A 24,867-nucleotide genomic window follows, 5' to 3' on the forward strand; every position below is an offset into this window, starting at 1 on the left:
CGTCGCGCTGCCCCTGCTGGGCGCCGCCTCGCCCGCGTCGGTGGTGGGGGGGGGGGGGGGGGTGGTGGGGGGGGGGGGGGGGGCGCCCCCCCCCCCCCCCCCCCCGCGGCCGCGATCAGCAGGCGCCGGCGTCGCTCCAGACGGCCCACGAGCCGGGCGCGCCGGGCTCGGCCCCGGTCGAGTACCACAGCGACGTCCACTTGTGGCCGTTGTGGCCCACGACGTCGTTCGGCACGTACGCCTTGGCGGAGTCCCACTCGGCGAGCCCGTCGCAGCCGGTCGGCGGGGTGCCGGTGCCGACGGTCAGCGAGAACTGCGCGGTGTGGTCGGCGTCCGTGCCGTCACCGGTGACCGTCACCTGGCTGGTGCCGGTCGGCGTGGTCGCCGAGGTGGTGATGGTCAGCGTCGCCGTTCCGCCGGAGGAGACGCTCGCCGGGCTGAAGGTCGCCTTCGTGCCCTCGGGCAGGCCGGTCGCCAGCAGCTGCACGGTCTGGGCCGTGCCGGAGGTGATCCGGGTGGTCACCGCGGTGGTCGCCGTCTGTCCCGGTTGGACGGACGCCGACGTCGGCGACAGCGTCAGCGAGTAGTCGTTGCCCGCGGGCGGCTGGCCGCTGCACGTCGGCTCACCGCTGACGGCGGCGACGCTCACCGCGTCCCAGGCGGCCTTGGTGGCGGCGAACTCCGTGCAGCTGCCCGGGAAGAGCGCGACCGCGGCCTCCAGCGTGGCCTTGCGGGCCGCCCGGTGGTTCCACGACGAGGTCTTCTTCAGCAGACCGTTGTAGAAGATCTTGCCGGCCTTCTGGATGCCGACGCCGGCGACGGTCGAGTTGTTGCACGTCGGGCTGGCGCCGCTGCCCTGGGAAAGGAGGTAGAACCAGTGGTTCTGCGGGCCGGCGGCGGCGTGCACCTCGGTGCTCGGGATCGACGCCGAGTAGCAGTTCGGGTCGCCCACCTTCGACGGGTTGTCCATGTAGCGGATCGGGCCCTGGCCGACCAGGTTCACGCCTTCGCCGACGGTGAAGTCCGGCCGGTCCACCGGGTTGTCGGCGTAGAACTCGGTCAGCGCGCCGAAGATGTCGCCGGTGGACTCGTTGAGGCCGCCGTTCTCGTTGCCCGAGCCCGCACCGCCCGGCGTGGTCTGGAAGATGGCGTGGCCGAACTCGTGGCCGACGACGTCCATCGGGGTCGCCTGACGGCGGTTGTCCTGCGAGTGTCCGAAGTGCGTCGAGGAGCCGTCCCAGTACGCGTTGACGTCGTTGAGGCCGACACTCGCGCGGAACCCACCGCCGGCGCCGTCGATGCCGTTGCGCCCGAGCCAGGCGGCGAGCATCTTCCACTCGGTCTGGACGCTGTAGAGCGCGTCGACGCAGGCGGTTTCGAGATCGGTGCCGGAGCCGTTGCCCCAGGTGTTGGTGCTCTTGGTGAAGATCGAGCCGCCTTCGCGGCCGCAGGCGATGCCGCGGCGGGCGGGGTCGGTCATCGAGTAGGAGCCGCCGGAGCCGGAGGTGTCGATCGGGACGGTCCCGGCGTAGTAGGAGTTGCCGGTGCCGGCCTCGCGGACGTCGTCGCGCGTGTCGAGGATCTTTCCCGTGGTGCTGTCGACGAAGACGTGCAGGTGGGTGGGTTTGCCGTGGTCGCGGCCGCTGACGACGACCTCGTAGGCGAGTTTCGGGGCGTCCCCGGCCAGCACGACCAGCTTCGGGGTGTCCACCCTGTCCACAGTGGACACCCTCGCGGCGGCGACCTTCGTCGCTTGCTCGGCCTTCAGGCCGGCCCGCGTGCCGACGGTGATCGGAGCGGTGCGCGCGGCTTCGGTGCCGCGGACGCGCCCGGCGCCGTCGGCGACGACCACCGCGTCGCCGCCGACGACCGGCAGGCCGTGGTAAGTGCGCTGGTAGGACGCGTAGTAGAGCCCGCCGCCACCCGGGGTGACCCCGGTGCGGTCGAAGGCCTCCCCGGCGCCCTTCGCGAGCCGGTCGGCGCCGCTGAGGGCGGCCTGATCGGCGGCGCGGGCGGCGAGCGCCTCGGGCGGGGTGGCGGCGGGAGGTGCGGGAGCGGCGGCGGCCGGGATCGCCGGCACCGCGAAGGTCAGGGCCAGGCCGGCGATCGCCGCCAGCCCTCGTGGGGATCTCATGGGAAACCTTTCCGGGGACCGTACGAGATGTGCCCGGCGGAATAACTGTTGTTATTGCCCCGGACGCGTCCGAGTAAAGGTTCCGCCCCCCGTTCCGGTCAATGGGCCGAACGGACCAGCGCGGCGGCCCGAAGATCTCCCGGTTATCGGTAAATTCGCAGCTCACCACGGTTTTGCCGACTGGTCTGAACCAATTCACAGACTTTCGTAGGAAACTTCGCCCGGTGCGGACCACCGGTCCCGCCGGTCCGCACCGGGTACGCGGGTCGCCCGTCAGGGGCCGGTGGTCGAGGCCGAGTCGAGGCCGTGGCGGTAGGCCTCGATGGCCTCGTCGAGCCGACCGCGCCGGCGGAGGACGTCGCCGAGCCGCCGGGCCGTCGAAACCGCGGCACCGTGCAGCGAGGCTCCCGTCTGGATCCCGGCCGCCTCGCGCAACAGCCGGGTCGCCGTCTCCAGGTCCCCTCGGGCTTCGGCGATCTGGCCGCGCAGCCCCGTCGCTTCGCCCCGGGCCTCGACGTCGCGGGACAGCAGCGGCCAGACCTCCGAAACGAGCGCCGCGGCCTCGTCCGGTGCGCCCTGCCGGAGCCGGACCTCGGCCAGCTCGAGCGTGGCCCCCGCCACACCTTCCCCGGCCCCCAACGCCGCCAGCTGGTCCCGGGCGGCCGTGAGCTCCGACCGCGCCTCCTCGAGGCGGCCGAGCCGGCGCAGCAGGTAGCCCTTCGCCCAGCGGCAGCGGGCCGCGTCCCGGTCGAACCCCACCGAGGCGAACAGACGGCCGGCCTCCGTCAGGTCCTGCTCCGCCCGGTCCGCGCGCCCGATCGCCTGCCACACCTGCGACGCCTGCCGGTGGAAGCGCGCCACGAAGTCCGGCCTGGTGGCCGCGCGGGCCAGCCGGCGGCCGTCTTCGGCCGCGCGACGGGCCCGGTGCAGGCCGCCCATCTCCATCAACGGGTGGATCAACGCGCTGAGCAGGCACAACTCGGCGTCGGGGTCGGCCGGCCGCGTGGCCAGCTCCGCCTCGACGCGCGCGATCGCCGTGCCCGCGTCGCCACTCAGGTACCGGCAGCCGGACCACCGGTGCACGATCATCGCCCGCAGCCACGGCGGCGCCGTGGCCGCCAGCTCCTCCGCGTGCTCCAGTTCCTCCTGCGCGCCCGCGACGTCGAAGAGCTGCCACTTCACCTCGGCCTGGCAGAACCGCGCGTAGCACTCGACGTCGTCGAGGTGGTAGCCGGCGGCCTGCTTCGCCACGGCGGCGAACCGCGCCTCCGCGTCGGCGACCCGGCTCTGTTCGAGATCGCGGTAGCCCTCGTCCAGCGCAGCGCGCAACTCGTCCGCGACGCCGGGGGGACGGCCGAACCGCAGCTCGTCGACGGTCAGCCCGAAGCGCTCGGCCAGGTAGGCCAGCATCTCCGCCGACGGCGGCCGGCTGCCGGTCTCGACCTTCGCCAGGAAGCCCCGGTCGTAGCCGGGCTCGGCCAGCTCGCGCTGCGTCCACCCGCGATCGGCGCGCAACCGCCGGATCCGGGCGCCGAGCGGTTCGGTCATCTCCCCACGGTAGGTCATCGGTGCCGGGGAAGGGGACGTGGTGCGCAATGGCGTGGGATCTGTCCACTGTGGAAAGCGCCCCGGGATGCACCCGTCCGGATGAATCCGTCGACGGCCGGGGAAGCCGCCGCGCCGACGGCCCGGGTTCACGGCCCGGCAACGAGCCCGTCATCGACTTCGCCGTGCGTGCGCTCTTGGTCTTCTCGCCGGTGGGCAGGTCGTAGCATGGCGTGGTGAGCGAACAGTCTGAATTCCCCGACGGCCAGTACCCCGAGCGCCCGGTCGAACGCCAAAAGGGCCCGGTCGTGCTGCGCGGCGACCGCCGTGACCAGGGCAGCACGACCGACCAGCGGCTGCTCGACTCGCGCGGGCCGACCGACTGGGTGCACACCGACCCCTGGCGGGTACTGCGGATCCAGGCCGAGTTCGTCGAGGGCTTCGGGGCGCTCGCCGAGGTCCCGCGCGCGGTCACGGTGTTCGGCTCGGCACGCACCAAGCGCGACCACCCGGAGTACGAACTCGGCCGCAAGATCGGCGCCGCGCTGGCCAACGCCGGCTTCGCCGTGATGACCGGCGGCGGCCCGGGCGCGATGGAGGCGGTCAACCGCGGCGCGGCCGAGGCCGGCGGCTTCTCCGTCGGTCTGGGCATCGAGCTGCCGTTCGAGCAGGGCCTGAACCCGTGGGTCGACCTGGGCGTCAACTTCCGGTACTTCTTCGCCCGCAAGACGATGTTCATCAAGTATTCGCAGGCCTTCATCTGCCTGCCCGGCGGCTTCGGCACGCTCGACGAGCTGTTCGAGGCGCTGACCCTGGTGCAGACGAAGAAGGTCACGAAGTTCCCGGTGGTGCTGTTCGGCAGCGAGTACTGGGGCGGGCTCTACGACTGGATCGCCAAGACCGTGCAGGCCGAGGGCAAGGTCAGCCCGCACGACCTGGACCTGCTGCACGTCACCGACGACATCGACGACGCCGTCCGCGTCGTGCAGGAGTCCTACCAGGCCTGGGAGGACACGCACTGATGCGGCGGATCTGTGTCTTCTGCGGATCGTCGATGGGCTTCTCCCCGCGCTACGCCGAGCAGGCGGCCGCGCTGGGGAAACTGCTGGCCCAGCGCGGCATCGGGCTCGTGTACGGCGGTGCGAGCGTCGGCACGATGGGCGTGGTCGCCGACGCCGTACTGGCTGCGGGCGGCGAGGTGATCGGCGTGATCCCGGAGGCGCTTTCCAGCGTCGAGATCGCGCACGCCGGGCTGAGCGAGCTGCACGTCGTCGCGGACATGCACGAGCGCAAGGCCAAGATGGCGGCGCTGTCCGACGGCTTCCTCGCGCTGCCCGGCGGTGCGGGCACGCTGGAAGAGCTGTTCGAGGTCTGGACCTGGGCGCAGCTCGGCCTGCACGGCAAGCCGATCGGCCTGGTCGACGTCGACGGGTACTACGGCCCGCTGCTGACCTTCGCCGACCACATGGTCACCGAAGGCTTCCTCGACGCCGGCTACCGGCAGCTCCTGCTCACCGACGCCGACCCGGCCGCGTTGCTGGACAAGTTCGAGTCGTACGAGCCGCCGGCCCCGCCGAAGTGGGCTAAGGAAGTGCCGGGGAGCTAGCGTCGGTGCTCGCCCGGACGAACGCGGCCACCGCCCGCGACCGCGTCCGGTCCGGCCACGCCAGCAGGACCGAGGTCCGGGGCGCGTCGAGCACCGGCACGCAGACCACGTCCGGCCGCGCGTGCCGCCGAGCCGACTCCGGCACCACCGCGACGACCTGGCCCAGCGCGACCAGCTGCAGCAGCTGCCCCGGGTCGCGGATCTCGGGGCCGGCGACGTCGCTGCCGGGCCAGCGGGGGAGCGGCTCGCCCTCGAGGTCGGCGAGCGCCAGCGCGGCCCGGCCGGCCAGCCGGTGGCCGCGCGACAGCATCGCCACCTGGTCCTGTTCGAGCAGCAGCTCGGTGTCGAACCCGGCGAGGTCGTCGTGCGGTCCGTGCAGGAACGCGAGGTCGACGCGGCCGTCGCGCAGCATCCGGGCCTGCTCGCCGATGCCGCCCACGACGATTTCGACGTCGACGGCGTCCGGGTCGGCCCGGTAGCCGGGCAGGATCCGGTCCAGCAGGCCCGCGTCGCCGTCCGGTTTCATCGCCACCAGCAGCCGCGGCACCTCGTGCCCCGCGCGCTGCGCCCGGCGGACCGCGGCGTCGACCGCGTCGAGCGCTTTGCGGCTCTCCGCAAGGAAAACCGCACCCGCGGGCGTCAAGCTCACCCCGCGGCTCGTGCGTTCCAGCAGCAGCACGCCCATGCGCCGTTCGAGCTGCTGGATGGCCCGGGACAGCGGGGGCTGCGCCATGCCGAGCCGCTGCGCCGCGCGGCCGAAGTGCAGCTCCTCGGCGACGGCGACGAAGTAGGCGAGCTCCCGCGTCTCCATAGCGCCAGGGTATCGGCCGATGCGGCACCGGTGTTGGCTCGCGCGGCCACCCCGCTGGTGTGCTGGAGCCATGAACGAAATCACTCTGGTCACCGGCGCGAACAAGGGCATCGGCCGGGAGATCGCCGCGCAGCTCGCCGCCCTCGGGCACACCGTCGTGATCGGCGCTCGCAGCGCCGGGGCCGGCAAGCAGGCGGCCGAGGAACTCGGTGTCGAGTCCGTGGTCCTCGACGTGACCGACCCGGTGTCGGCCGCCGCGGCCGCCGGCACCCTCGAAGCCCGCTACGGCCGTCTCGACGTGCTCGTCAACAACGCGGGCATCAGCCGCCCGCCGGGCTCCGACCTGGCGCACCAGCGCCCCGGCTCCGCCGACCTCGGCGTCCTGCGCGCGATCTTCGAGACGAACGTCTTCGGCGTCGTCACCGTCACGAACACCCTGCTGCCGCTGCTGCGCCGCTCGGCCGCGCCGCGCATCGTCAACGTCTCCAGCAGCGCCGCTTCACTCGCGAGGAACGCCGATCCGGAGCTGGCCGCCCAGCTGCCCATTTCGGCGGGCTACACCCCCTCGAAGACCGCGTTGACCTCCCTCACCCTGCAGTACGCCCGGGAGCTGCGGGACGAGGGCATCCTGGTCAACGCCGTCTGCCCGGGGTACTGCGCCACCGATCTGAACGGCCACTCCGGCCACCGCACACCCGCACAGGGCGCGGTGGCGGCCGTGCGGATGGCGACCATTCCCGCGGACGGCCCGACGGGCACCTTCGTCGACGACGAAGGCCCGGTGCCCTGGTGACTCAGGCGACGCCTTCGCTCGGCCGCTTGTGGTAGGTGTCGACGTACTCCTGGCCCGAGAGCTCCAGGATCGTGTACATCACCTCATCGGTGACCGACCGGCGGATCGCCGGCGAGTAGTCCTGGCCTTCGTAGCGCGAGAAGTCCAGCGGCTTGCCGAACGTGATGCCGATCTTGGCCGGGCGGGGGATGCGGGCGCCCTTCGGCTGGAGGTTTTCGGTGCCGGTCAGTGCGACCGGCACCACCTTCGCGCCGGTCGCCAGGGCCAGCGCCGCGACGCCGGTGTGGCCGCGGTGCAGCCGGCCGTCCAGCGAGCGGGTGCCTTCCGGGTAGATCGCGAAGACGCCACCCGCGTCGAGCACCTTGCGGGCCGCCTCCAGTGCGGCGAGCCCGGCCTGGGCGTTGCCGCGCTCGACCGGGATGTAGCCGAGGCCGCCGACGAACCCGGCCATCAGCTTGCCCTTGACGCCCTTGCCGGTGAAGTACTCCGCCTTGCCGAGGAACTTGACCTGCCGCGGGGTCGCGAACGTGATCACGCCGGTGTCGAGGGCCGCCCGGTGGTTGGCGGCCAGGAGCACCGGGCCCGTGGCCGGCACGTTCTCCACGCCGTGCACCTCGGGCCGGTACACCGCCCTGGCCAGCGGTCCCAGCACGAACCGGACAAGCAGCGCGATCAAGTGGTCCTCCTCCTCGGTGACGGTGCTCCCAGCATGGCACGATCGTTACTCGTGAGTTGGTTCGAGCGGCGTACGTGGCAGGAGCCCGGGTGGACGCCCGAGGACATCCTGGCCGCGAAGGGTGACCGGACGGTTTCGGTGGTGCTACCGGCCCTGGACGAAGAGCGGACCGTCGGTGACGTCGTCGCGTCGGTGCGGCCGCTGGTCGGCTCGGTCGTCGACGAGCTGATCGTCATGGACTCGGGTTCCACGGACGCGACCGCCGAAACCGCCGAGGCGGCCGGGGCGCGGGTGGTCCGCCGCGAGGACGTCCTGCCCGACCTGCCGCCGGTGCCGGGCAAGGGCGAGGTGCTGTGGCGCTCGCTGGCCGCGACCAGCGGCGACTTCGTCGTGTTCCTCGATTCCGACCTGATCGACCCGGACCCGGCGTTCGTGCCGTCGCTGCTCGGGCCGCTGGTGTCCGAAACCGGCGTCCACCTGGTCAAGGGCTTCTACCGCCGTCCGCTGCGGCTGGAGAGCAGCGGCGGCGGGCGCGTCACCGAGCTGCTCGCGCGGCCGGTGCTCTCGGCGCTGCGCCCCGCGCTCGGCGGGCTGATCCAGCCCCTCGGCGGCGAGTACGCGGGCACGCGCGAGTTCCTCGGATCGGTGCCGTTCGCCGCCGGGTACGGCGTCGAGATCGGGCTGCTGCTCGACGCCGAGGCGCGCTACGGGCTCGACGCGCTCGCGCAGGTCAACCTCGGCGTCCGCAAGCACCGGAACCGGTCGCTGGCCCAGCTGGGCGTGATGTCCCGCCAGATCCTCGGCACGGCACTGGACCGCTGCGGCGTCCCGATGGACGCTGCCGCGCCGTTCACGCAGTTCGTGCAGGTGGACGGGGAGTGGCTGCCGGACGTCACGGACGTGCGGGTCGCCGACCGGCCGCCGATGCGGGAAGTGCTCGCCCGTCCTCGAGGGTGAGCACCTCGTCGAAGCCGTCGAGGTGTTCGGGACGGTGGGTGACGAGGACGACGCTGCCTTTCGCCTTCGCGAGGACTTCGGCCAGGACGGCGTCGCCGTGGGCCGGGTCGAGGCCTTCGACCGGCTCGTCGAGCACCAGGACCCGCGGTGCCGCCAGCACCGCCCTGGCGAGGACCAGCCGCTGCCGCTGACCGCCGGACAGCGCTTCGCCGTCCGGGCCGGTGTCGCGGTCGAGCTCCAGGTCGAACCCGGCGGTCTCGCAGGCTTCTCGCAGCTCTGCGTCGCTCGCCCCGGGCTTGGCGAGCAGCAGGTTCTCCCGGACGGTCGTGTGGAAGACGTGGGCGTCGGCTTCGGCGCCCGAAATGATCTTCGGCAGGTCGGCGTACTCGCCGACCGGGTGGCCGTCCAGGGTCACCCGGCCGTCCGTGGGCTTTTCGCTGCCGAGCAGGAGGCGGAGCAGGGTGGTCTTGCCGGCGCCGCTGGGGCCGAGGATGCCGACGCGCTTGCCGGGCGGGAGGTCGAGGTCGATGTCCCGGAGCGCCGGGGCCCGGCCCGGATGCCGGACGCCTGCCCGCTCGAGCCGGAAGTGCCCGGTCCGGGCTTCCCGGTGGCCGGGCGCGGGTGCGGGGGTGCCGAGGACGGCCCGCACCCGGGCGGCGGACGCGCGGATCTCCGGTACCCGCCGGGCCGCGCCGGCCAGCGGAAGGACGACCTCGAACGCCGTCAGGGCGGCCAGGGTGAGCGCGGCCGTCCACGGCCGGGAAGCGCCGGCCAGCAGGGCGACGGCGACGGTGGTGCCGAGCTGGACGAGCACCCCCGCGGCGGTGAGCAGGGCGGACCGGCCCGAGGTGCGCCGCTCGCCGTCGGCGAGCGCGTCGATGACGTGGGCCGCCCGGGCGTGGTGCCCGGCCAGTGCCCCGGCGGCGACGAGCTCCCGGTGCCCGGTGACGAGTTCGACGGCGCGTTCGGCCAGCTCGGCCCGGTTCGGCGCGGCTTCCCGGGCCGCGGCACCGGTGACGCGGACGACCAGCCAGGGCAGCACCACGCCGGCGACGAGCAGCCCGCCCGCGAGCGCGACGGCGGCTCGTGCCGACGCGGCGGCCGTGGCGGCGACGGCGGCACCCCCGACGAGTGCCGCCACCCCGGCGGGCAGCAGCCACCGCAGGACGGCGTCCTGCAGAGCGTCCACATCGGACACGAGCCGGGTGACGAGGTCACCGCCGGAGTACTGCGAGCCGGGCACGAGGGCCCGGTAGACGCGGGTGCGGAGGGTGCCGAGCCACCGCAGGACGACTTCGTGCCCGGCGAGCCGTTCGGCGTACCGCAGGCCACCGCGGAGAAGGGCGAGGGTCCGGACGGCCACGATGGCGACGGTGAGGGCCGCGAGCGGAGGCCGTTCGGCGGCCCGCAGCAGCAGCCAGGCGGCGGTGGCCGGCAGAGCGAGGGCGGCGAGCTCGGCCCCGGCACCGAGGAGCGCGGCGCGGAGGAGTCGACGGAGGTCCTTTGTGGACACACCCCAGACTTCCAGCGCAGCCCTGGCGCGTGGCGAATCGGTCATGGGCGGACGTCGCACGGTGTGGTTCGGGAATTCGAGCCGTCGTGTGCGGCCAAACCACCGTCCGCAGCGGCCGACTCACCACCCGGACTGGCCAACTCACCGCCTTGGACGCCGATACGCCCGCGTTCCTGGCGGTGAGTTGGCTGCTGCGGGTGGTGAGTTGGCTGCACCGGCGAGCGGTGAGTCACGCGGATTCGCCAGCTTGCGTCCTCATGCGCCGAGTGGGGCGTTCGCGACCTTCCGGCGGAGGCCCGCCACAGCCCTGTGGATGGCGAACTCGACATCACGCCACCGCCTCGGTGAAGACCCGGCCGCCGCGCAGTTCCACCACGTGCTCGGCCAGGGAAACCATCGCCGGGCGGTGGGCCACCAGCACCGCCGTCCGCCCGGGGAGCAGCCGGCGGGTTGCCGACAGCACCGCCGATTCCGTCCGGGAGTCCAGCCGGGCCGTCGGCTCGTCCAGCAGCACCAGTCCCGCCGACGTCCGGGCCAGTGCCCGCGCCAAGCCGACCCGCTGGCGCTGGCCCGCCGACAGGACCTCGCCCAGCTCGCCCACCGGTGTGGCGAACCCGTCCGGCAGGCTCGCCGCCACGGAGTCCAGCGCCGCCGCCCGGGCCGCCGCGGGAACGTCCGCCGACGGAACGCCGAGGGAGATGTTCGAGGCCAGCGATCCCCGGAACAACGTCGGCCGCTGGGGTACCCACGCCACGTCGGCCAGCCACTCGGCGGGCGACAGCGACCGCAGGTCCACCCCGTCCACCAGCACCCGCCCCGAACCGGGCGTCACGAACCCCAGCAGCACCGCCAGCAGCGTGCTCTTCCCCGACCCGCTCGGCCCCACCAAGGCGATCCGCGCACCGGCGGGCACCGACAGGTCCACTTCGGACAAAGCGGGAACGCCGTCGTGGGAAACCGAAACCCGCTCCAGGACCAGGGAAGGCGCCCCCCGCCGCCGGGTGACCACCGCCGGACGAGCGGACACCACCGGCACGGCGAGGGCCTCCCGCAACGCGGCCAGCCCTTCCGCCGCCGCGTGGAACTTCGTCCCCGCCGCCCGCAGCGGCAAGTACGCCTCCGGGGCCAGGAGCAGGATCAGCAGCGCCGTCCGGGCGTCCAGGCTCCCCGAAAGCAGCCGGAAGCCGATCGGCACCGCCACCAGCGCTACCGACAGAGCCGCCACCAGTTCCAGCACCAGCGCCGACAGGAACGCCACGCGCAGCGTCTTCATCGTCGCGTCGGCGTGGGCGGAAGCCATCGAACGGACCGTGGCGGCCTGCGCCTCCGCCCGTCCGAACACCTTCAGCGTCCCGAGCCCGCGCACGACGTCGAGGAAGTGGCCGCCCAGCTTCGTCAGCAGCTGCCACTGGACGGAAGCCCGGGTGTGCTTCCCGGCCAGGATCGCGAACACCGGGATCAGCGGCAGGGTGGCCACCACGACGAGCGCCGACACCAGGTCCGTCGTGCACAGCCGTACGACCACCGCGGCCGGCACGACCACCGACACGACCAGCGACGGCAGGTAGCCGGTCAGGTAGCTGTCCGTCGCGTCGACCCCGCGTGTCACCTGCGTCGCGACGACACCCGCCCGGTCCGCTGACGAGCCGAGCAGCCGACGGCGCAGCCCGGCGCGCACCGACGCCGCGAACCGTCCACCGAGGACACCGTGGCTGCCCGAAAGCAGCACCCGCGCGGCGATGGCCACGATCAGGAACAGCGAAACGCCGCCGCCGGTGAGCAGGGTGGCGAAGCCTTCGGCCTGCAGGAGGACCGACAACGCGGTCAGCACCCCGAGCAAGCCCAAGGCGGAGAGGTACCGCCGGAGTCCGGGCAGAGCAGGCACGGCGTCCCCCTAGAAGTGCAGCAGCGAGCGCTGGTCGACGGGGTGGCGGTGCCCGCGCCAGGTCAGCCACTGCACCACCAGCAGCACCAGCACCGCGGGCGGCGCGAACCAGGCCAGCACCGCGAACGTCTCCGGCGCCGTCGCGGCCTGGTCCACGGTCAGCGTGTAATGCGACGACACCAGCACGGCCGGGAAGCGCACCGTGCCGGCGAGCAGCGCCGGACAGGCCGAGAGCACCATCGACCCGGCCAGCGCGACCCGGTACCGCCGCACCGCCAGCCCGATGCGGGTGACGGCGAAAGCCGCGAAGGCCACCGCGGCCACCACCACCCCGAGCCCGGAAACGTCGTCGAGCGCCCAGAAGCCCCACCCCGCGGCGATCACGAGGAACCCGAACACCGGTGCGGAGAAAGCGCGAGCCAGCCGCACCGCCCGGCCGGTCAGCTCGGCCGGCGCCCGCACGGCCAGGAACGCCGCACCCTGGAGGCAGAACAGCGCGACGAACCCGAGCCCCCACAGCACCGCGTACGGGCCGAAGAGCGCGAGCACCGTCGGCGCGCCGTCGGGGGACAGCGGCAGCCCGAGCACCAGGTTGCCGAGGAACAGGCCCCACGACAGCGCCGTCACCAGTGCACCGCCGACGATGCCCGCCGTCCAGGCACCGCGCCGCGCGTCCGGGCGCCGGCTGCGCAGCTGCATCGACGCCGTGAACGTCACCAGGCCGAGCAGCAGCGTCACGACCAGGACGTACGCCCCGGCGAACACCTTGTCCTCCAGGTGCGGGAACGCGCCGAACAGCAGGCCGACGGCCGCCACCAGCCACACCTCGTTGGCCAGGAAGAACGGCCCGAGCGCGCCGAGCGTCTGCCGTCGCCTCCGTTCGCCGGCTTCGAACCCGGGAAGCAGCATGCCGACGCCGTAGTCGTAGCCCGCGAGCGCGAAGTACCCGCAGGTCAGCAGGCCCAGCACGCACCACCAGAAGGTCGCCATCGGTCAGACTCCGCTCAGGACGGGCAGCTCGGCGGGCTCGCCGACCGGGTCCGGGCCGCGCTTGGCGACCCGCGCCATGAGCACCCAGTCGGCCACCGCGAGCGCGGCGAACAGCAGTGAGAAAGCGATGAAGGAGAACAGGATCTGGCCGGCGGGGACGCCCGCGATCGCGTCGGCGGTGCGCAGCTTCCCCCAGACCAGCCACGGCTGGCGGCCGAGCTCGCGGACCAGCCAGCCGAGGATCGCGGCCGCGAACGGCAGCGGGATCGCCGCGACCATCAGGTAGTGCAGGAACCGGGCCTTCGTGAGCCGGTCCCGGATCAGCAGCAGCGTGCCGAGGATCGCGCAGGCGAACATCAGGAACCCGAGCCCGATCATGGCGCCCAGCGGCATCCCGACGGCGCCCATGCCGAGCTTGTCCGGCTGGTACTTCTTCAGCTCGCCGAACTGCGCGAAGCCCTGGTTGACCACGAAGATCGAGCCGGCGAGCGCGGTCACCACGCCGAGCCGCATCGACCGGCGGAAGAACTCCACCTCGGTGGTGCGCTTGAGGAAGTGCCACGCGCTGACGCCGACGACGAAGAACCCGCCGGTCACCAGCGCGGCGCCGAGCACGTGCGGCAGGGACGCGACCAGTGCCGGGTTGGTGAACAGCGCGCCGAAGTCGTCGAGGCGCAGCGTGCCGCCCTCCACATGGCTGCCGACCGGGTTCTGCAGGAACGAGTTCGCCACCATGATGAACAGCGCCGAGGCGTACGCGGTCAGCGTGACCAGCCAGATCAGCGTCAAGTGCAGCGCCTTGGGCAACCGCCCGAAGCCGAAGATCCACAGGCCGAGGAAGGTCGACTCCAGGAAGAACGCGACCAGCGTCTCGATGGCCAGCGGCGCTCCGAAGACGTCGCCGGCGAAGGCGGAGAGGCCGGTCCAGGTCAGTCCGAACTGGAACTCCATCACGATGCCGGTGACGATCCCCAGCGCGTAGTTGATCACGTAGAGGCGCCCCCAGAAGCGCGTCATGCGCAGCAGCTCGGCCTTGCCGCCGAGCGTCCAGCGCGTCTGCATCACCGCCACCAAGGTGACCAGGCCCAGGGTGAGCAGCACGAACAGGAAGTGGAACGAAGTCGTCGTCGCGAACTGGAGTCTCGCGATCGGAAGAGCGTTCATGTAGGCAGGCTACACGTAGCCTGTCTACATGTAGCCAGCCGAGGTGTAGTCTGTGTACTCATGAAGGCGGACACCCTGCGCGGGCACCTCGACGCGCTGCTGCTGGCCGTGCTCGACGGCCGGAAACTCCACGGTTACGCGATCATCGAGGCACTCCAGCTGCGCACCGACGGGGCGCTCGACCTGCCGACCGGCACCGTGTACCCGGCGCTGCGCCGGCTCGAGCGGGCCGGCTGGCTGGCCAGCGAATGGGACGTCGTGTCCGGCCGCAAGCGGCGCACCTACCGGCTCACCCGCTCCGGCGAGCAGGCGCTGGCCGCCGAACGCACCGAGTGGCGGGAGTTCACCGCCGTCATCGGGGGAGTGCTGGAAGCATGATCGACGGGTACCTGGCCGACCTCGACCAGCGGCTGCACGGCTGCGGCCGCTTCAAGGCCGACCTCCTCGAAGAGGCTCGCGACGGCCTGACCGACGCCGCCGACGCCTACCGCGCCGGCGGGTGGGACGACGAAGAGGCCGAACGCCGCGCCGTCGCCGACTTCGGCCCGGCGGCCGTCGTCGCCCGCGGCTACCAGGCCGAACTGGGCATGCTCAGCGGCGTCCGGACGCTGTGGAAGCTCGTCATCGGCGTGCCGCTGATGCAGGCGTCCTGGGACTACGCCCGGATCCTCACCTACGGCGCCTGGACGCAGCTGCCGACCACGACCCCGGAGTGGTATCGCGTCGTCGCGCACACCACCCACGGCGCGGTGTTCGTCGTGCCGGTCATCGGCGTGCTCGCGCTGATCGCCACCCGCCGGCTCAGCCGCCGCCTCGACGCCGTGCGGCTGGCCCGGTTCAGCGGCTTGCTGATCGCGCTGGCGGTCGGCATCAACCTGGCCTCGGTCGGCCTGCTGATCGGCTCGACCGGTTTCGTCGACGTCTCCCGGCTGTTCCTGAGCGTTCCGTGTGCGGTGTTGATGATCGCCTGGGTCCTGCTTTCGCTCCGGCTCGTCGTGCTCGCGAGACGATCCTGGGGTGGGTATGCCACGATCGTCGCGTGACGACCGCGCTGATCTACCTCGTAGTCATGCTGCTGGTGGCGGCCGTGGTGTTCCTGCTCGCCTCGGTGATCTTCGGCCGGGGTGAGGAGCTCGCGCCGCTGCCGCCGGGCAGTTCGCCGACGCGGCTGCCCGCCGAGGACATCACCGGCGAGGACCTGGCCGACGTCCGCTTCCAGCTGGTCCTGCGTGGCTACAAGATGTCCGAAGTGGACTGGGTGCTGCGGCGGCTCGGCGTCGAGCTGGACGAGCTGCGCGCCCGCGTCGCCGAGCTGGAGCAGCGCGAACGCGAGCGGGAGACCTCGCCCGAGGCCGCGCCGTGACGGATCTGATCCTCTCGGTCGAGGTCCGCGCCCCGGCCGGGACGACCTGGCTCGCGCTGACGGACTGGACGCGCCAGGGCGAGTGGATGCTCGGCACCGAGGTCGAGGTCGTCGAGGGCAACGGCCGCAGCGTCGGGTCGCGGCTGGCGGCGTTCACCGGCGTGGCCGGGATCGGCTTCACCGACACCATGGAGATCACCAGCTGGGAGCCGCCGGTGCGGTGCGGGGTCCGGCACCTCGGCAGCCTGGTCCAGGGAACCGGCACGTTCCAGGTGGTGGCGAAGGGCGCGACACTCTCGACGTTCGTCTGGGCCGAGCACCTGCGGCTGCCGTTCGGGCCGCTGGGGCGGCTCGGCTGGCCCCTGGTCCGGCCGGCGTTCGCGCTGGGGGTGCGCCAGTCACTGCGGCGGTTCGCGCGGTTCGCGGAGAACTATTCGGTGGGCGGGAATGAGTGAGCTGATCGGCGCCGACGGCGTCTCGCGGTGCAGCTGGGGCAACTCGACCCCGGACTACGCCGAGTACCACGACAAGGAGTGGGGCGTCCCGCTCCACGGCCAGGACGAGCTGTACGAGCGGCTGTGCCTCGAGTCGTTCCAGTCGGGGCTGTCGTGGATCACGATCCTGCGCAAGCGCGAAGGCTTCCGGAAGGCGTTCGAGCAGTTCAAGCCGGCGAAGGTCGCGAAGTTCGGCGACGCCGACGTCGAGCGGCTCATGCAGGACGCGTCCATCGTGCGGAACCGGGCGAAGATCCTGGCCGCGATCAAGAACGCGCAGGCGATCGCTTCGCTCGATACCCCGCTGGACGACCTGCTGTGGTCGTTCGCGCCGGCGTCGCAGCGGCGTCCGCGGACGATGGCCGACGTCCCGGCCATCACGGACGAGTCGAAGGCGATGGCGAAGGAGCTGAAGAAGCGCGGCTTCGTCTTCCTCGGTCCGACGACGTGCTACGCGCTGATGCAGGCCACGGGCATGGTCGACGACCACGTCAAAGGCTGCTTCCGGGCGGCCTGAGCCCGGAAGCAGCCCCGACGGCTACTTGCCCTGGAAGTCCGGCTTGCGCTTGCCGACGAAGGCTTCGACGGCTTCGGCGTGGTCGGCGGTCTCGCCGAGCGCGGCCTGGGCGGCGTCCTCGGCTTCCAGCGCTTCGTCGAACGTCGACTGCGCGGCCAAGGTGAGCACGCCCTTGATCTTCGCGTAGGCGACGGTCGGGCCGGCCGCGAGCTTGGCCGCCACCTTCTGGGCGCGGGCCGCGAGTTCCTCGTCCGGCACGACCTCGCCGACCAGGCCGAGCCGCAGCGCTTCGGCCGCGTCGACGGTCCGCGCCAGCAGCATCAGCTCGGCCGCGCGGCCGTAGCCGACCAGCCGCTGCAGCGTCCAGGACGCGCCCGAGTCCGGGCCCAGCCCGACGTTGGCGAACGCCATCAGGAACGACGACGACTCGGCCGCGATCCGCAGGTCGCTGGCGTAGGCGAAGGCGGCTCCGGCGCCGGCGGCGGTGCCGTTGACCGCGGCGATGACCGGCTTCGGCATGGCCACGATCGTCCGGACGATCGGGTTGTAGTGCTGCTTCACGGTGTGTAGCGGGGCCGGGTCACCCGCTTGCAGCAGCCCCACGTGTTCCTTCAGGTCCTGCCCGGCGCAGAACGCCTTGCCCGAACCGGTCAGCACGACCGCGCGGACTCCCTCGTCGTCCGCCGCCTCGCGCAGCGCCGCGAGCAGTGCTTCCTTCAGCTCGACGGTCAGCGAGTTGTACGCCTGGGGCCGGTTGAGGGTGAGGGTGCGCACCCCGTCGGCGTCGGCGGTCAACAGGACGTCGGATGTGGTCACGTCTTCTCCTTGCGCGGAAAACTTCGGTCGGCCGAGAGTCTTTCACTTCGTGCGGGCCGCATACCAGCACCGATACCGTGGCAAAAGATCGGTCCGCTGATGCGCCCGGCCGCTGATGAGGGACAATGGACAGCAGACCCGGCTGGCTTTCACGCGAGCGCGACCCGGGCGCGCCGGTTGAGACGGAGGGAGCACGCTATGGCGGCCATGAAGCCCCGGACCGGAGATGGTCCCCTCGAAGTGACTAAGGAGGGACGGGGCCTCGTGATGCGCGTACCGCTCGAGGGTGGTGGGCGACTCGTCGTCGAACTCTCCGCGGAAGAAGCGAAGGACCTCGGCGCCGCACTGGCGGAGGTCACCGGCTGAGCAGGCCCCCTCGATCCGTCCTTCCGTCGCACCCCGGTCTCCCTTCGGAGGCCGGGGTCGCGGTTCCTCAGCGCCCGAAGGTTGCTCACTGTGCGTAATCCGCTACCGCCCGTTCCGGTTACCCTGCTCGACATCGAGGTCGCGGGGGAGCTCCGCCGCGGCGTCCCGACGGCCCGGCTCGTGGCCGCGCCCGACAACGATGACGTCGAGCCCTTGGAGATCGAGGGCGTCCGGATCACCGGCAAAGCGGGCGACGTGCAGACGGTCCCCGGCGACGGTCCCCGCTGGATCGCGGGCCTCGGCGGTGGTGAGCCGAAGGAGTACCGCAAAACCGGCGCTGCGCTGGTGCGGGCGGTGAACGCGGCACTGGCCGAGGACGTCGAGCGCGGGAGCAAGGCGTTCCGCGCGGTGCAGCTCGAGCTGCCCGAAGAGGCCTCCGGCGAGCACGTCACCGAGCTGGTGCTGGGGCTGCTGCTCGGCGGCTACCGGTACAAGGTGTCCGGCGACGACCCGAAGCCGGTGGTGCGGACGGTGCGGCTCGTGGCGGCGGACCCCGCGCTGCCTGCGCTGGTCGAGCGCGCCGCGGTGTTGTCCGCGGCGACGGCGCTGACGCGCGACCTCGCGAACACGCCGTCCAACGTCAAGACCCCGGCCTGGCTGGCGGACACCGCTTCCCGGGTGGCCGGCCCGGCCGTCGAGGTGACGGTGCGGGACGAGAAGTGGCTCGCGGCGGAGGGTTTCGGCGGTGTGCTGGCCGTCGGCGGCGGTTCGGCGCAGCCTCCGCGGCTGATCGAGATGGCGTACCGGCCGTCGGGCGCGGTGAAGCACCTCCTGCTGGTGGGCAAGGGCATCACGTTCGACACCGGCGGCCTGTCGATCAAGCCGGCCGACGGCATGCACCTGATGCGCACGGACATGGCGGGCGGCGCGGCGGTGATCGCGGCGACCCGCGCCATCGCGGCCCTCGGGCTGCCGGTCCGGGTGACGGCACTGGTCCCCTGCGCGGAAAACCACGTCTCGGGTTCGTCGTACCGGCCGGGCGACATCGTCCGGCACTACGGCGGCAAGACCACCGAGGTGGGGAACACGGACGCCGAGGGCCGGATGGTCCTGGCCGACGCGCTCGTCTACGGGATCCGGCGCTTCACCCCCGACTACGTGGTCGACGCGGCGACGTTGACGGGCGCGATGAAGGTTTCGCTCGGGCTGCGCACGGGCGGGTTGTTCGCGTCCGACGACGACCTGGCCGCGCGGGTTTCCGCCGCGGGTGCCCGGGTGGGCGAGGCGTGGTGGCGGATGCCGCTGGTGGAGGACTACGCGGAGAACGTCCGCGGCGAGTTCGGTGACGTCCGGCAGACACCGAGCGGGCCGGGCGGCATCACGGCGGCGTTGTTCCTGCGCGAGTTCACTTCGGGCCTGCCGTGGGCGCACCTGGACATCGCGGGCCCGGCGCGGTCGGAGAAGAACTACGACGAGGTGGTCCCCGGGGCGACGGGGTTCGCGGCGCGGACCCTGGTGGAGCTGGCGGCTTCGCTGGACTGAGCCGTCTCGCCGGGTTGGCCTATCTCGCTGGGTTGGGTCGTCTCGGCGAGCAGCGCGGCGAGCTCGGCGGGCATGGTGATCATGCAGTCGTGACCGGTCGGCAGTTCCCGCACGCGCGCGCCCGCCGGGACGGGACGCCGGGTGATGCCCTCCGGCCGCCCGCCGACGCAGTGGATGTACGTGCGCGGGATCGCGTGCACGGCCGGGTCGTCCAGCCGCACGGGCTGCCGGAGGCACTCCACCGGCTGGTCCGACAGCATCGAGCGCAGCCAGGCGACGTCGGCGGGATCGGTGACCCCGAACAGACCCAGCGGCGCCGGCTGCTCCGGCAACGGCGGAACCCGCCAGCCGTCGACGGCCGCATCGATGAGCGCCTTGGTGAAGGGCATGACGTCGACCGCGGTTTCGCCGTCTTCGGGGACCATCGCGTCGAGGTACACGAGGTGCGCGATCCGCTCGGGGAGCCGGTTCGCCACCGACGAGATGACCAGCCCGGCGTAGCTGTGACCGACGAGCACCACGTCGGTGAGCCGCTCGTCCTCGATCAGCCCGGCGACGTCGTCGACGTGGGTGTCGAGGCCCACTTCCGGGCTCAGCAGGTGTGCCTTGTCGCCGTAGCCGGTCAGCGACGGCGCGAACACCCGGTGGCCGGCCGCTTCCAGGAACGGGATCACCCGCTCCCAGGCCTGTCCGTTGTGCCAAGCCCCGTGTACCAGCAGAAACGTCGTCATACCCATTCCGGTTCCTATCCGTGCCTCGGTACCATTCGGTAACCGGAACCATCGTGATCCACTGGACGCGAACCGGGCAATAAGGCACTTTCCGGTGCCCCGGTTCTCTGGAGGTAACCGTGCAGGACCCGTGCCAGGCCCGGGAAGTCCTCGGGATCGTCGGGGACAAGTGGGCGTTGCTGGTGGTCCGCATGCTCAAGGACGGCCCGCTGCGCTTCACCGAACTCAAGCGTGCCGTCGAGGGCATCAGCCAGCGCATGCTCACGGTGACCCTGCGCGACCTCGAGCGCGACGGCCTCTTGACGCGCACGGTCCGCGCCGTGATGCCACCGCACGTCGAGTACGAGCTGACGCCGATGGGCCGGACGCTGCGCGAAGCCACGGCGCCGCTGGTCGAGTGGAGCATCACGCACCTGCCGCACATCGGCGCGGCCCGCGCCGCCTACGACGAGCGCGGCTGATCCCGGGCCGCCTATGGGGAGCGCGGCTGAGCCCGCGTCGCCAGGACGTGGTCGCGGAAGCCGGTGACCGCCGGCGTCATCGGCTCGCCGGCCCGCCACGCGAGCCCGATCGTCCGGTACGGGCGGGGGGAGAGCGGCACCTCGGCGACCCCCGCCGGGCTGCCCGGCCCGAACCGCGGCAGCAACGCGACCCCCAAGCCCGCCGCCACCAGCCCGCGCACGGTGTCCGACTCCTGGCCCTCGAAGGCGATCCGCGGCGTGAAGCCCGCCGCCGCGCAGAGCTCGTCGGTCAGCGTCCGCACTCCGTACCCCGGCTCGAGCAGCACGAACTCCTCGTCCGCCAGCTCCGCCACGCGCACCTCGCGGCGCCCCGCCAGCCGGTGGCCCGCCGGCACCGACAGCAGGATCTCCTCGTCCACCAAGCCCGCGCAGGCCAAGGCCGGAACGTCGGGCAACGGCGCCACCAGTGCCAGATCCAGCTCGCCGCCCGCCAGCCGGTCGACCATGTCCTGCCGCGAGCCCTGGACCAGCGTGAACCGCACCCCGGGGTACCGCGCCCGGTGGCCGCGCAGCAGCGAAGGCACCAGCGACCGCCCGAGCAGGTGCAGGAAGCCCAGCACCACGTGCCCCGACTCCGGCGCCACCTCCTCGCGCGCCAGCCGCACCCCGGTGTCGACCGCCGCGAGCCCGCGGGCCGCCGCCTCGGCCAGTAGTTCGGCTGCCCGCGTCAGCCGGATGCCGCGGCCGTCCGGGACCGTCAGCGGCGCGCCCAGCGCGTCCGCCAGCGCCGCGAGCCGGCGGCTCACCGTCGGCTGCGGCACGCCCAGCAGCTCGGCCGCCCGTGTGACGTTCCTCGTCTCCCGAAGAGCCGCGAGCAGTGGCAGGTGGGGTGCGACCTGCGTGGACAGCGAGTCATACGTCACTGCATCAATGTTGCCACGGAAGCGCATTGGACGTATTGGTTAGGGGTGCTTACTTTCAGGAGGTGACTTCCACCCGCCGAGTCAAAGCGGCCGTCGCCGCGGCCGGGATTTCCTCCTTCGCGCTGCTCTACGCCCCGCAGCCGGTGCTGCCGCAGCTCGCCGCGCAGTTCCACCTCGACCCCGGCGGCGCGGCGCTCGCGATCAGCGTCGCGACCGGCGCGCTCGCCATCGCCGTCCTGCCCATCGCGGCGTTGTCCGAGGTGGTCGGCCGGCGGCCGGTGATCGTCACGTCCGTCGTCGCGTCGGTCGTGTTCGGCCTGCTGCTGCCGCTGATGCCGACGTACCCGGCGCTGCTCGTCCTGCGCGCGCTGCAGGGCGTCGCGATCGCCGGGTTCCCCGGGGTGGCGGCCGCCTACCTGGCCGAACGGCTCGGCCGCGCGGGCGTCGCCGCCGCGGTCGGCGCGATGATCGCCGGCAACACCGTCGGCGGCATGCTCGGCAGGCTGGCCAGCGGTTTCACCGCCGGGCCACTCGGCTGGCGCGGCGCGCTGTTCGTCGTCGCGGGCGTGGGGGCGGTGTGCTCGGCGATCACCGTCGTGACGCTGCCGCCGGGCACCCGGCCCCACGGTCACCTCGGCGGTGTCGGCCACGGGCTCGTCACGGCGCTGAGCAAGCCGGTGCTGCTGGCCCAGTACGCCGTCGCGCTGCTGGCGATGGGCTCGTTCGTCGCCCTCTACAACGCCGCCGGTTTCCGGCTGACCGGCCACCCGCTGGACCTGTCACCGGCGATCGCGTCCCTGGTCTTCCTGGCGTACGCCACCGGCTCGGTCTCCTCGGCAGCGGCCGGACGGCTGGTGGCGAAGGTGGGCCGCCGCCGCGCGCTGATCGGCGCGCTGCTGCTGACGGCCGCCGGCGCGGCGCTGACCCTGCCGGACTCGCTACCGCTGGTCATCGCCGGATTCCTGGTGCTGACCTGCGCGTTCTTCGCCGCGCACGCGGTCGCGAACGGCTGGGCGGCGGCCGACGCGCCCGAGGACGCCCGCGGTCAGGTGGGCGGCCTGTACACGGCGACGTACTACCTGGGCAGCAGCATCGGCGGCGCCGCCGGGGCGTGGGTGTACGGCCACGCGGGCTGGCCGTGGCTGATCGCGGTGGTGGCGGTGTGGCTGCTCCTGGCCGTGGCGGCGGTCGGTGCAGGAACCGGAAACGCCCCCGCCCTCCCTGGGGGGCGTCCCCACGTCCAGTCTACCGGCGCACACCGACGAAACCGGCCGCGAGCAGCGAGTTGTCCCCAACTCGACGACCCTGTGGGCAGGTGATCCTGTGGGCAGGTGATCAGGTCGCGGCGGCGACCAGCAGCCCGCCGCCCACCGGGAGCAGGGCCGGGACCAGGCGTTCGTCCTCGCGGAACGCGCGCGCCACCTCGCGCAGGGCCAGCGTCTCCGGGTCGCGGTGGGACGGGTCGATCACCCGGCCGCCGACCAGCACGTTGTGGAACGCGATGATCCCGCCGCGCCGCAGCAGTGACACGCCCAGCTCGTAGCAGCCGGGGTACTCGATGTGCGCGGAATCGACGAACACCAGGTCGTAGCCGCCGGGGGTGAGCCGTTGCAGCACGTCGAGGGCGCGGCCGATGATCAGGCGGGTCCGGCCGGGCGCGAAGCCCGCCTCGCGGAACGTCGCGCGCGCGGCCCGCTGGTACTCCGGCTCGACGTCGATCGACGTCAGCACGCCGTCGGGCGCCATTCCGCGCAGCAGGCTCAGCCCGCTGACCCCCGCGCCGGTGCCGACCTCGACGACGGCTTTCGCTCGCAGGGTCGCGGCCAGGAAACGCAGCGTTGCGCCCGCACCCGCGCTGAGCGGGGTGCAGCCCAGGTCCTCGGCCCTGGCGCGGGCCGAAGACAGCACCTCGTCGTCGGGCAGGTACCCGTCGACGAACCCGGAATCGGCCGGCGCGGCCGCAGGGGTGGGCGTGTTCACGCACGGAGGTTAGCGTTGGTTGTCGATAAATCCGCGCAGGCTCCCTGGAAGCACCCACGGAGAAGTTCTCAGCCAGCTCTCAGTCCAGTCTCACTAGAACCATAAGGAACCCGGAGAGACTGAAATCCGACGACACGGGGAACACCGTGGCCACAGCCCGCGTTGGGTGGAGCAGACAGGAGAAACGCAGATGGAGGTGCCTGCTCCCGCGATGCAGAACGCCGACGCCGAGGCCGGGGCTCAGCCCGTGACCCTGGACGAGGTGGCTTGGACGCCGCCGTCCTGGGACGAGGTCGTGCGCGAACACGGTGACCGGGTCTACCGGCTCGCCTACCGCCTGACCGGCAACGCCCACGACGCCGAGGACCTGACGCAGGAGACGTTCATCCGCGTCTTCCGGTCGCTGGCGTCCTACAAGCCCGGCACGTTCGAGGGCTGGCTGCACCGGATCACCACCAACCTGTTCCTCGACATGGCCCGCCGCCGCTCGCGCGTGCGGATGGAAGGCCTGCCGGAGGACACCGACCGCATCGTGGGCGACGACCCGAGCCCCGAGCAGGTCTACTCGGACACCCACCTGGACCCGGACCTGCAGGCGGCGCTCGACGAGCTGCCCCCGGAGTTCCGCGCCGCCGTCGTCCTGTGTGACGTCGAAGGGCTGTCGTACGAGGAGATCGGCGCGACGCTGGGTGTCAAGCTGGGCACCGTCCGCAGCCGTATCCACCGTGGGCGTCAGGCGCTGCGCGCGTCGCTCGAGCGTCGTCGCGCTTACGCACCGCAGTCTGCGAAGGTGTCGGTATGACCGCACCGCGAGGCTGGGGACTCCCCGAGTCGCACCTGCTGCCGGACGTCGTGGTGGCGTTCGTCGACGGCGAGCTTTCCCACGGCGCGCGCGACCGCGCGGCGTCGCACATCACCCGCTGCGCGGCCTGCGCGGCGGAGGTGCGGGCGCAGCGGCAGACAGTCGAGGCGATCCGCGGCGCGGGGGCGCCCTCGATGTCGGCCGGGTTCCTCGCGAGCCTCCAGTCGATCCCGCAGCACACCGAGCTGCCGAGCACCCCGGACAACCTGGCGATCACGGCGGACGGCCAGCTGGTCGCGGTCCAGCGCCCCGACCGGGTCGCGGGTCTGCGCACCGCGGGCGTCCTGGGCGGGGTGTCCCCGTTGGGGTCGTCGGCCCCGCTGGGCCAGTCCCCGAACGTCCTCGGCGGCGGCCGCTTCAAGCGCCGCGCCGCGCAGGGGGCGGGCGTGGTCGTTTCGGGTCTGGTGCTGAGCGCGCTGGCCCTGGTGGGGACGTCGGCGGACGGAGACGGCTCTCCCGAGACGGGTGGCGGAGCGCCCCAGCCGGCGAACCTGCTGCCGGCGCAGATGGCGGTGCCGCAGCAACCGGCGGCGATGTCGACCCCGGCGAGCACCACACCGGTGGCAGTGCCGGCCGGTATCCGCTGAGCGAACTTTGAAGGCCGCTGCGAATCCCTTTCGCGGCGGCCTTCGGTGTGCCCGGCCCAGGCCGTGCCGGTGGACGGCCGGCTCAAGAAACAGCCACTTCACCCGTGGACCGGCAGACTCCGAGCACTGGGCTTGGGTATCGTCACGCCCA

27 protein-coding genes are annotated in these 24,867 nt (G+C 72.7%); 15 read left to right on the forward strand and 12 right to left on the reverse strand.

Features of this window, described 5'->3' with window-relative positions:
• Positions 1 to 115: 115 nt before the first annotated feature.
• Positions 116 to 2,134, reverse strand: coding sequence for a M4 family metallopeptidase (locus tag AB0F15_RS17085; protein WP_360270903.1), 2,019 nt, complete (start codon positions 2,132 to 2,134; stop codon positions 116 to 118).
• A gap of 273 nt (positions 2,135 to 2,407) precedes the next feature.
• A complete protein-coding gene (locus AB0F15_RS17090; RefSeq protein WP_360270904.1) occupies positions 2,408 to 3,682 on the reverse strand; it encodes a helix-turn-helix domain-containing protein in 1,275 nt (424 codons plus the stop codon).
• A 233-nt stretch (positions 3,683 to 3,915) separates the two neighbouring features.
• On the opposite strand from AB0F15_RS17090, the gene AB0F15_RS17095 reads away from it, so the two are divergent.
• Both AB0F15_RS17095 and AB0F15_RS17100 read left to right on the forward strand, forming a co-directional pair.
• The gene (locus AB0F15_RS17095) at positions 3,916 to 4,701 is read left to right on the forward strand and encodes a TIGR00730 family Rossman fold protein (protein ID WP_285482659.1); all 786 of its coding nucleotides are present in this window, start codon (positions 3,916 to 3,918) and stop codon (positions 4,699 to 4,701) included.
• Entirely contained in the window at positions 4,701 to 5,285 is a 585-nt protein-coding gene (locus AB0F15_RS17100) for a TIGR00730 family Rossman fold protein (RefSeq protein ID WP_360270906.1), read from the forward strand. Before AB0F15_RS17095 ends, AB0F15_RS17100 begins: the two co-directional genes overlap by 1 nt.
• Here the strand turns inward: AB0F15_RS17100 and AB0F15_RS17105 are convergent.
• The gene (locus AB0F15_RS17105) at positions 5,263 to 6,096 is read right to left on the reverse strand and encodes a LysR family transcriptional regulator (RefSeq protein ID WP_360270908.1); all 834 of its coding nucleotides are present in this window, start codon (positions 6,094 to 6,096) and stop codon (positions 5,263 to 5,265) included. The genes AB0F15_RS17100 and AB0F15_RS17105 overlap by 23 nt on opposite strands.
• A gap of 70 nt (positions 6,097 to 6,166) precedes the next feature.
• On the opposite strand from AB0F15_RS17105, the gene AB0F15_RS17110 reads away from it, so the two are divergent.
• On the forward strand, positions 6,167 to 6,889 hold the full coding sequence (locus AB0F15_RS17110; protein WP_360270909.1) for an SDR family oxidoreductase: 723 nt from the start codon (positions 6,167 to 6,169) through the stop codon (positions 6,887 to 6,889).
• A gap of 1 nt (position 6,890) precedes the next feature.
• Here AB0F15_RS17110 and AB0F15_RS17115 read toward each other — a convergent pair whose 3' ends face one another.
• Positions 6,891 to 7,565 (reverse strand): lysophospholipid acyltransferase family protein, encoded by a 675-nt coding sequence (locus AB0F15_RS17115; protein ID WP_360270911.1) that lies wholly within the window; start codon positions 7,563 to 7,565, stop codon positions 6,891 to 6,893.
• 51 nt (positions 7,566 to 7,616) lie between these two features.
• Here AB0F15_RS17115 and AB0F15_RS17120 point away from each other — a divergent pair, with 51 nt between their 5' ends.
• Positions 7,617 to 8,522, forward strand: a complete 906-nt coding sequence (locus AB0F15_RS17120) for a glucosyl-3-phosphoglycerate synthase (RefSeq protein WP_360270913.1) — start codon at positions 7,617 to 7,619, stop codon at positions 8,520 to 8,522.
• On the opposite strand, the gene cydC is transcribed toward AB0F15_RS17120, so the two are convergent.
• The 4 genes from cydC to AB0F15_RS17140 all read right to left on the reverse strand — a co-directional run bounded on the left by cydC (position 8,458) and on the right by AB0F15_RS17140 (position 14,074).
• Positions 8,458 to 10,080 carry a thiol reductant ABC exporter subunit CydC gene (gene cydC / locus AB0F15_RS17125; protein WP_360270915.1) on the reverse strand — a complete coding sequence of 541 codons (1,623 nt, stop codon included), beginning with the start codon at positions 10,078 to 10,080 and terminating at the stop codon, positions 8,458 to 8,460. The two genes, AB0F15_RS17120 and cydC, sit on opposite strands and share 65 nt — an antisense overlap.
• 283 nt (positions 10,081 to 10,363) lie before the next feature.
• A complete protein-coding gene (cydD, locus tag AB0F15_RS17130) occupies positions 10,364 to 11,920 on the reverse strand; it encodes a thiol reductant ABC exporter subunit CydD (RefSeq protein ID WP_360270917.1) in 1,557 nt (518 codons plus the stop codon).
• Between the two features lie 9 nt (positions 11,921 to 11,929).
• The gene (locus AB0F15_RS17135; RefSeq protein WP_360270919.1) at positions 11,930 to 12,910 is read right to left on the reverse strand and encodes a cytochrome d ubiquinol oxidase subunit II; all 981 of its coding nucleotides are present in this window, start codon (positions 12,908 to 12,910) and stop codon (positions 11,930 to 11,932) included.
• A gap of 3 nt (positions 12,911 to 12,913) precedes the next feature.
• Positions 12,914 to 14,074: a cytochrome ubiquinol oxidase subunit I gene (locus AB0F15_RS17140; protein WP_360270921.1), complete on the reverse strand. Its 1,161-nt coding sequence runs from the start codon at positions 14,072 to 14,074 to the stop codon at positions 12,914 to 12,916.
• A 60-nt stretch (positions 14,075 to 14,134) separates the two neighbouring features.
• Between AB0F15_RS17140 and AB0F15_RS17145 the strand changes: the two genes are divergently transcribed.
• From AB0F15_RS17145 to AB0F15_RS17165, 5 genes are read left to right on the forward strand one after another with little or no spacing between them, the layout of a single operon-like run.
• A complete protein-coding gene (locus AB0F15_RS17145; protein ID WP_360270922.1) occupies positions 14,135 to 14,452 on the forward strand; it encodes a helix-turn-helix transcriptional regulator in 318 nt (105 codons plus the stop codon).
• Positions 14,449 to 15,117 carry a permease prefix domain 1-containing protein gene (locus AB0F15_RS17150; RefSeq protein WP_360270924.1) on the forward strand — a complete coding sequence of 223 codons (669 nt, stop codon included), beginning with the start codon at positions 14,449 to 14,451 and terminating at the stop codon, positions 15,115 to 15,117. Before AB0F15_RS17145 ends, AB0F15_RS17150 begins: the two co-directional genes overlap by 4 nt.
• Positions 15,114 to 15,437, forward strand: coding sequence for a DivIVA domain-containing protein (locus AB0F15_RS17155; protein ID WP_360270926.1), 324 nt, complete (start codon positions 15,114 to 15,116; stop codon positions 15,435 to 15,437). The genes AB0F15_RS17150 and AB0F15_RS17155 overlap by 4 nt, the downstream gene beginning before the upstream one ends.
• The gene (locus tag AB0F15_RS17160; RefSeq protein ID WP_360270928.1) at positions 15,434 to 15,892 is read left to right on the forward strand and encodes an SRPBCC family protein; all 459 of its coding nucleotides are present in this window, start codon (positions 15,434 to 15,436) and stop codon (positions 15,890 to 15,892) included. Before AB0F15_RS17155 ends, AB0F15_RS17160 begins: the two co-directional genes overlap by 4 nt.
• A complete protein-coding gene (locus tag AB0F15_RS17165) occupies positions 15,885 to 16,448 on the forward strand; it encodes a DNA-3-methyladenine glycosylase I (RefSeq protein WP_360270930.1) in 564 nt (187 codons plus the stop codon). The genes AB0F15_RS17160 and AB0F15_RS17165 overlap by 8 nt, the downstream gene beginning before the upstream one ends.
• A gap of 21 nt (positions 16,449 to 16,469) precedes the next feature.
• On the opposite strand, the gene AB0F15_RS17170 is transcribed toward AB0F15_RS17165, so the two are convergent.
• Positions 16,470 to 17,264, reverse strand: a complete 795-nt coding sequence (locus AB0F15_RS17170; RefSeq protein WP_360270932.1) for an enoyl-CoA hydratase-related protein — start codon at positions 17,262 to 17,264, stop codon at positions 16,470 to 16,472.
• Positions 17,265 to 17,462: 198 nt separating this feature from the next.
• Between AB0F15_RS17170 and AB0F15_RS17175 the strand changes: the two genes are divergently transcribed.
• Together AB0F15_RS17175 and AB0F15_RS17180 are read left to right on the forward strand one after the other, a co-directional pair.
• Positions 17,463 to 17,630 carry a DUF3117 domain-containing protein gene (locus AB0F15_RS17175; RefSeq protein WP_013222969.1) on the forward strand — a complete coding sequence of 56 codons (168 nt, stop codon included), beginning with the start codon at positions 17,463 to 17,465 and terminating at the stop codon, positions 17,628 to 17,630.
• 90 nt (positions 17,631 to 17,720) lie between these two features.
• Positions 17,721 to 19,172, forward strand: coding sequence for a M17 family metallopeptidase (locus tag AB0F15_RS17180; protein ID WP_360270934.1), 1,452 nt, complete (start codon positions 17,721 to 17,723; stop codon positions 19,170 to 19,172).
• Here the strand turns inward: AB0F15_RS17180 and AB0F15_RS17185 are convergent.
• Positions 19,097 to 19,903 (reverse strand): alpha/beta hydrolase family protein, encoded by an 807-nt coding sequence (locus tag AB0F15_RS17185; RefSeq protein ID WP_360270936.1) that lies wholly within the window; start codon positions 19,901 to 19,903, stop codon positions 19,097 to 19,099. The genes AB0F15_RS17180 and AB0F15_RS17185 overlap by 76 nt on opposite strands.
• 119 nt (positions 19,904 to 20,022) lie before the next feature.
• On the opposite strand from AB0F15_RS17185, the gene AB0F15_RS17190 reads away from it, so the two are divergent.
• On the forward strand, positions 20,023 to 20,364 hold the full coding sequence (locus tag AB0F15_RS17190) for a helix-turn-helix domain-containing protein (RefSeq protein ID WP_360270938.1): 342 nt from the start codon (positions 20,023 to 20,025) through the stop codon (positions 20,362 to 20,364).
• An 11-nt stretch (positions 20,365 to 20,375) separates the two neighbouring features.
• Here AB0F15_RS17190 and AB0F15_RS17195 read toward each other — a convergent pair whose 3' ends face one another.
• Positions 20,376 to 21,287, reverse strand: coding sequence for a LysR family transcriptional regulator (locus AB0F15_RS17195; RefSeq protein ID WP_360270940.1), 912 nt, complete (start codon positions 21,285 to 21,287; stop codon positions 20,376 to 20,378).
• 62 nt (positions 21,288 to 21,349) lie between these two features.
• Here AB0F15_RS17195 and AB0F15_RS17200 point away from each other — a divergent pair, with 62 nt between their 5' ends.
• Positions 21,350 to 22,606, forward strand: a complete 1,257-nt coding sequence (locus AB0F15_RS17200) for an MFS transporter (RefSeq protein ID WP_360270942.1) — start codon at positions 21,350 to 21,352, stop codon at positions 22,604 to 22,606.
• 16 nt (positions 22,607 to 22,622) lie between these two features.
• Here the strand turns inward: AB0F15_RS17200 and AB0F15_RS17205 are convergent, their stop codons facing one another.
• Positions 22,623 to 23,267, reverse strand: a complete 645-nt coding sequence (locus AB0F15_RS17205; protein WP_360270944.1) for an O-methyltransferase — start codon at positions 23,265 to 23,267, stop codon at positions 22,623 to 22,625.
• A gap of 211 nt (positions 23,268 to 23,478) precedes the next feature.
• On the opposite strand from AB0F15_RS17205, the gene sigE reads away from it, so the two are divergent.
• Both sigE and AB0F15_RS17215 read left to right on the forward strand, forming a co-directional pair.
• A complete protein-coding gene (gene sigE / locus AB0F15_RS17210) occupies positions 23,479 to 24,069 on the forward strand; it encodes an RNA polymerase sigma factor SigE (protein WP_360271123.1) in 591 nt (196 codons plus the stop codon).
• The gene (locus tag AB0F15_RS17215; RefSeq protein WP_360270946.1) at positions 24,066 to 24,716 is read left to right on the forward strand and encodes a hypothetical protein; all 651 of its coding nucleotides are present in this window, start codon (positions 24,066 to 24,068) and stop codon (positions 24,714 to 24,716) included. The genes sigE and AB0F15_RS17215 overlap by 4 nt, the downstream gene beginning before the upstream one ends.
• Positions 24,717 to 24,867 lie beyond the last annotated feature (151 nt).

This window comes from Amycolatopsis sp. NPDC026612, assembly GCF_040638285.1.
Classification (GTDB): domain Bacteria; phylum Actinomycetota; class Actinomycetes; order Mycobacteriales; family Pseudonocardiaceae; genus Amycolatopsis.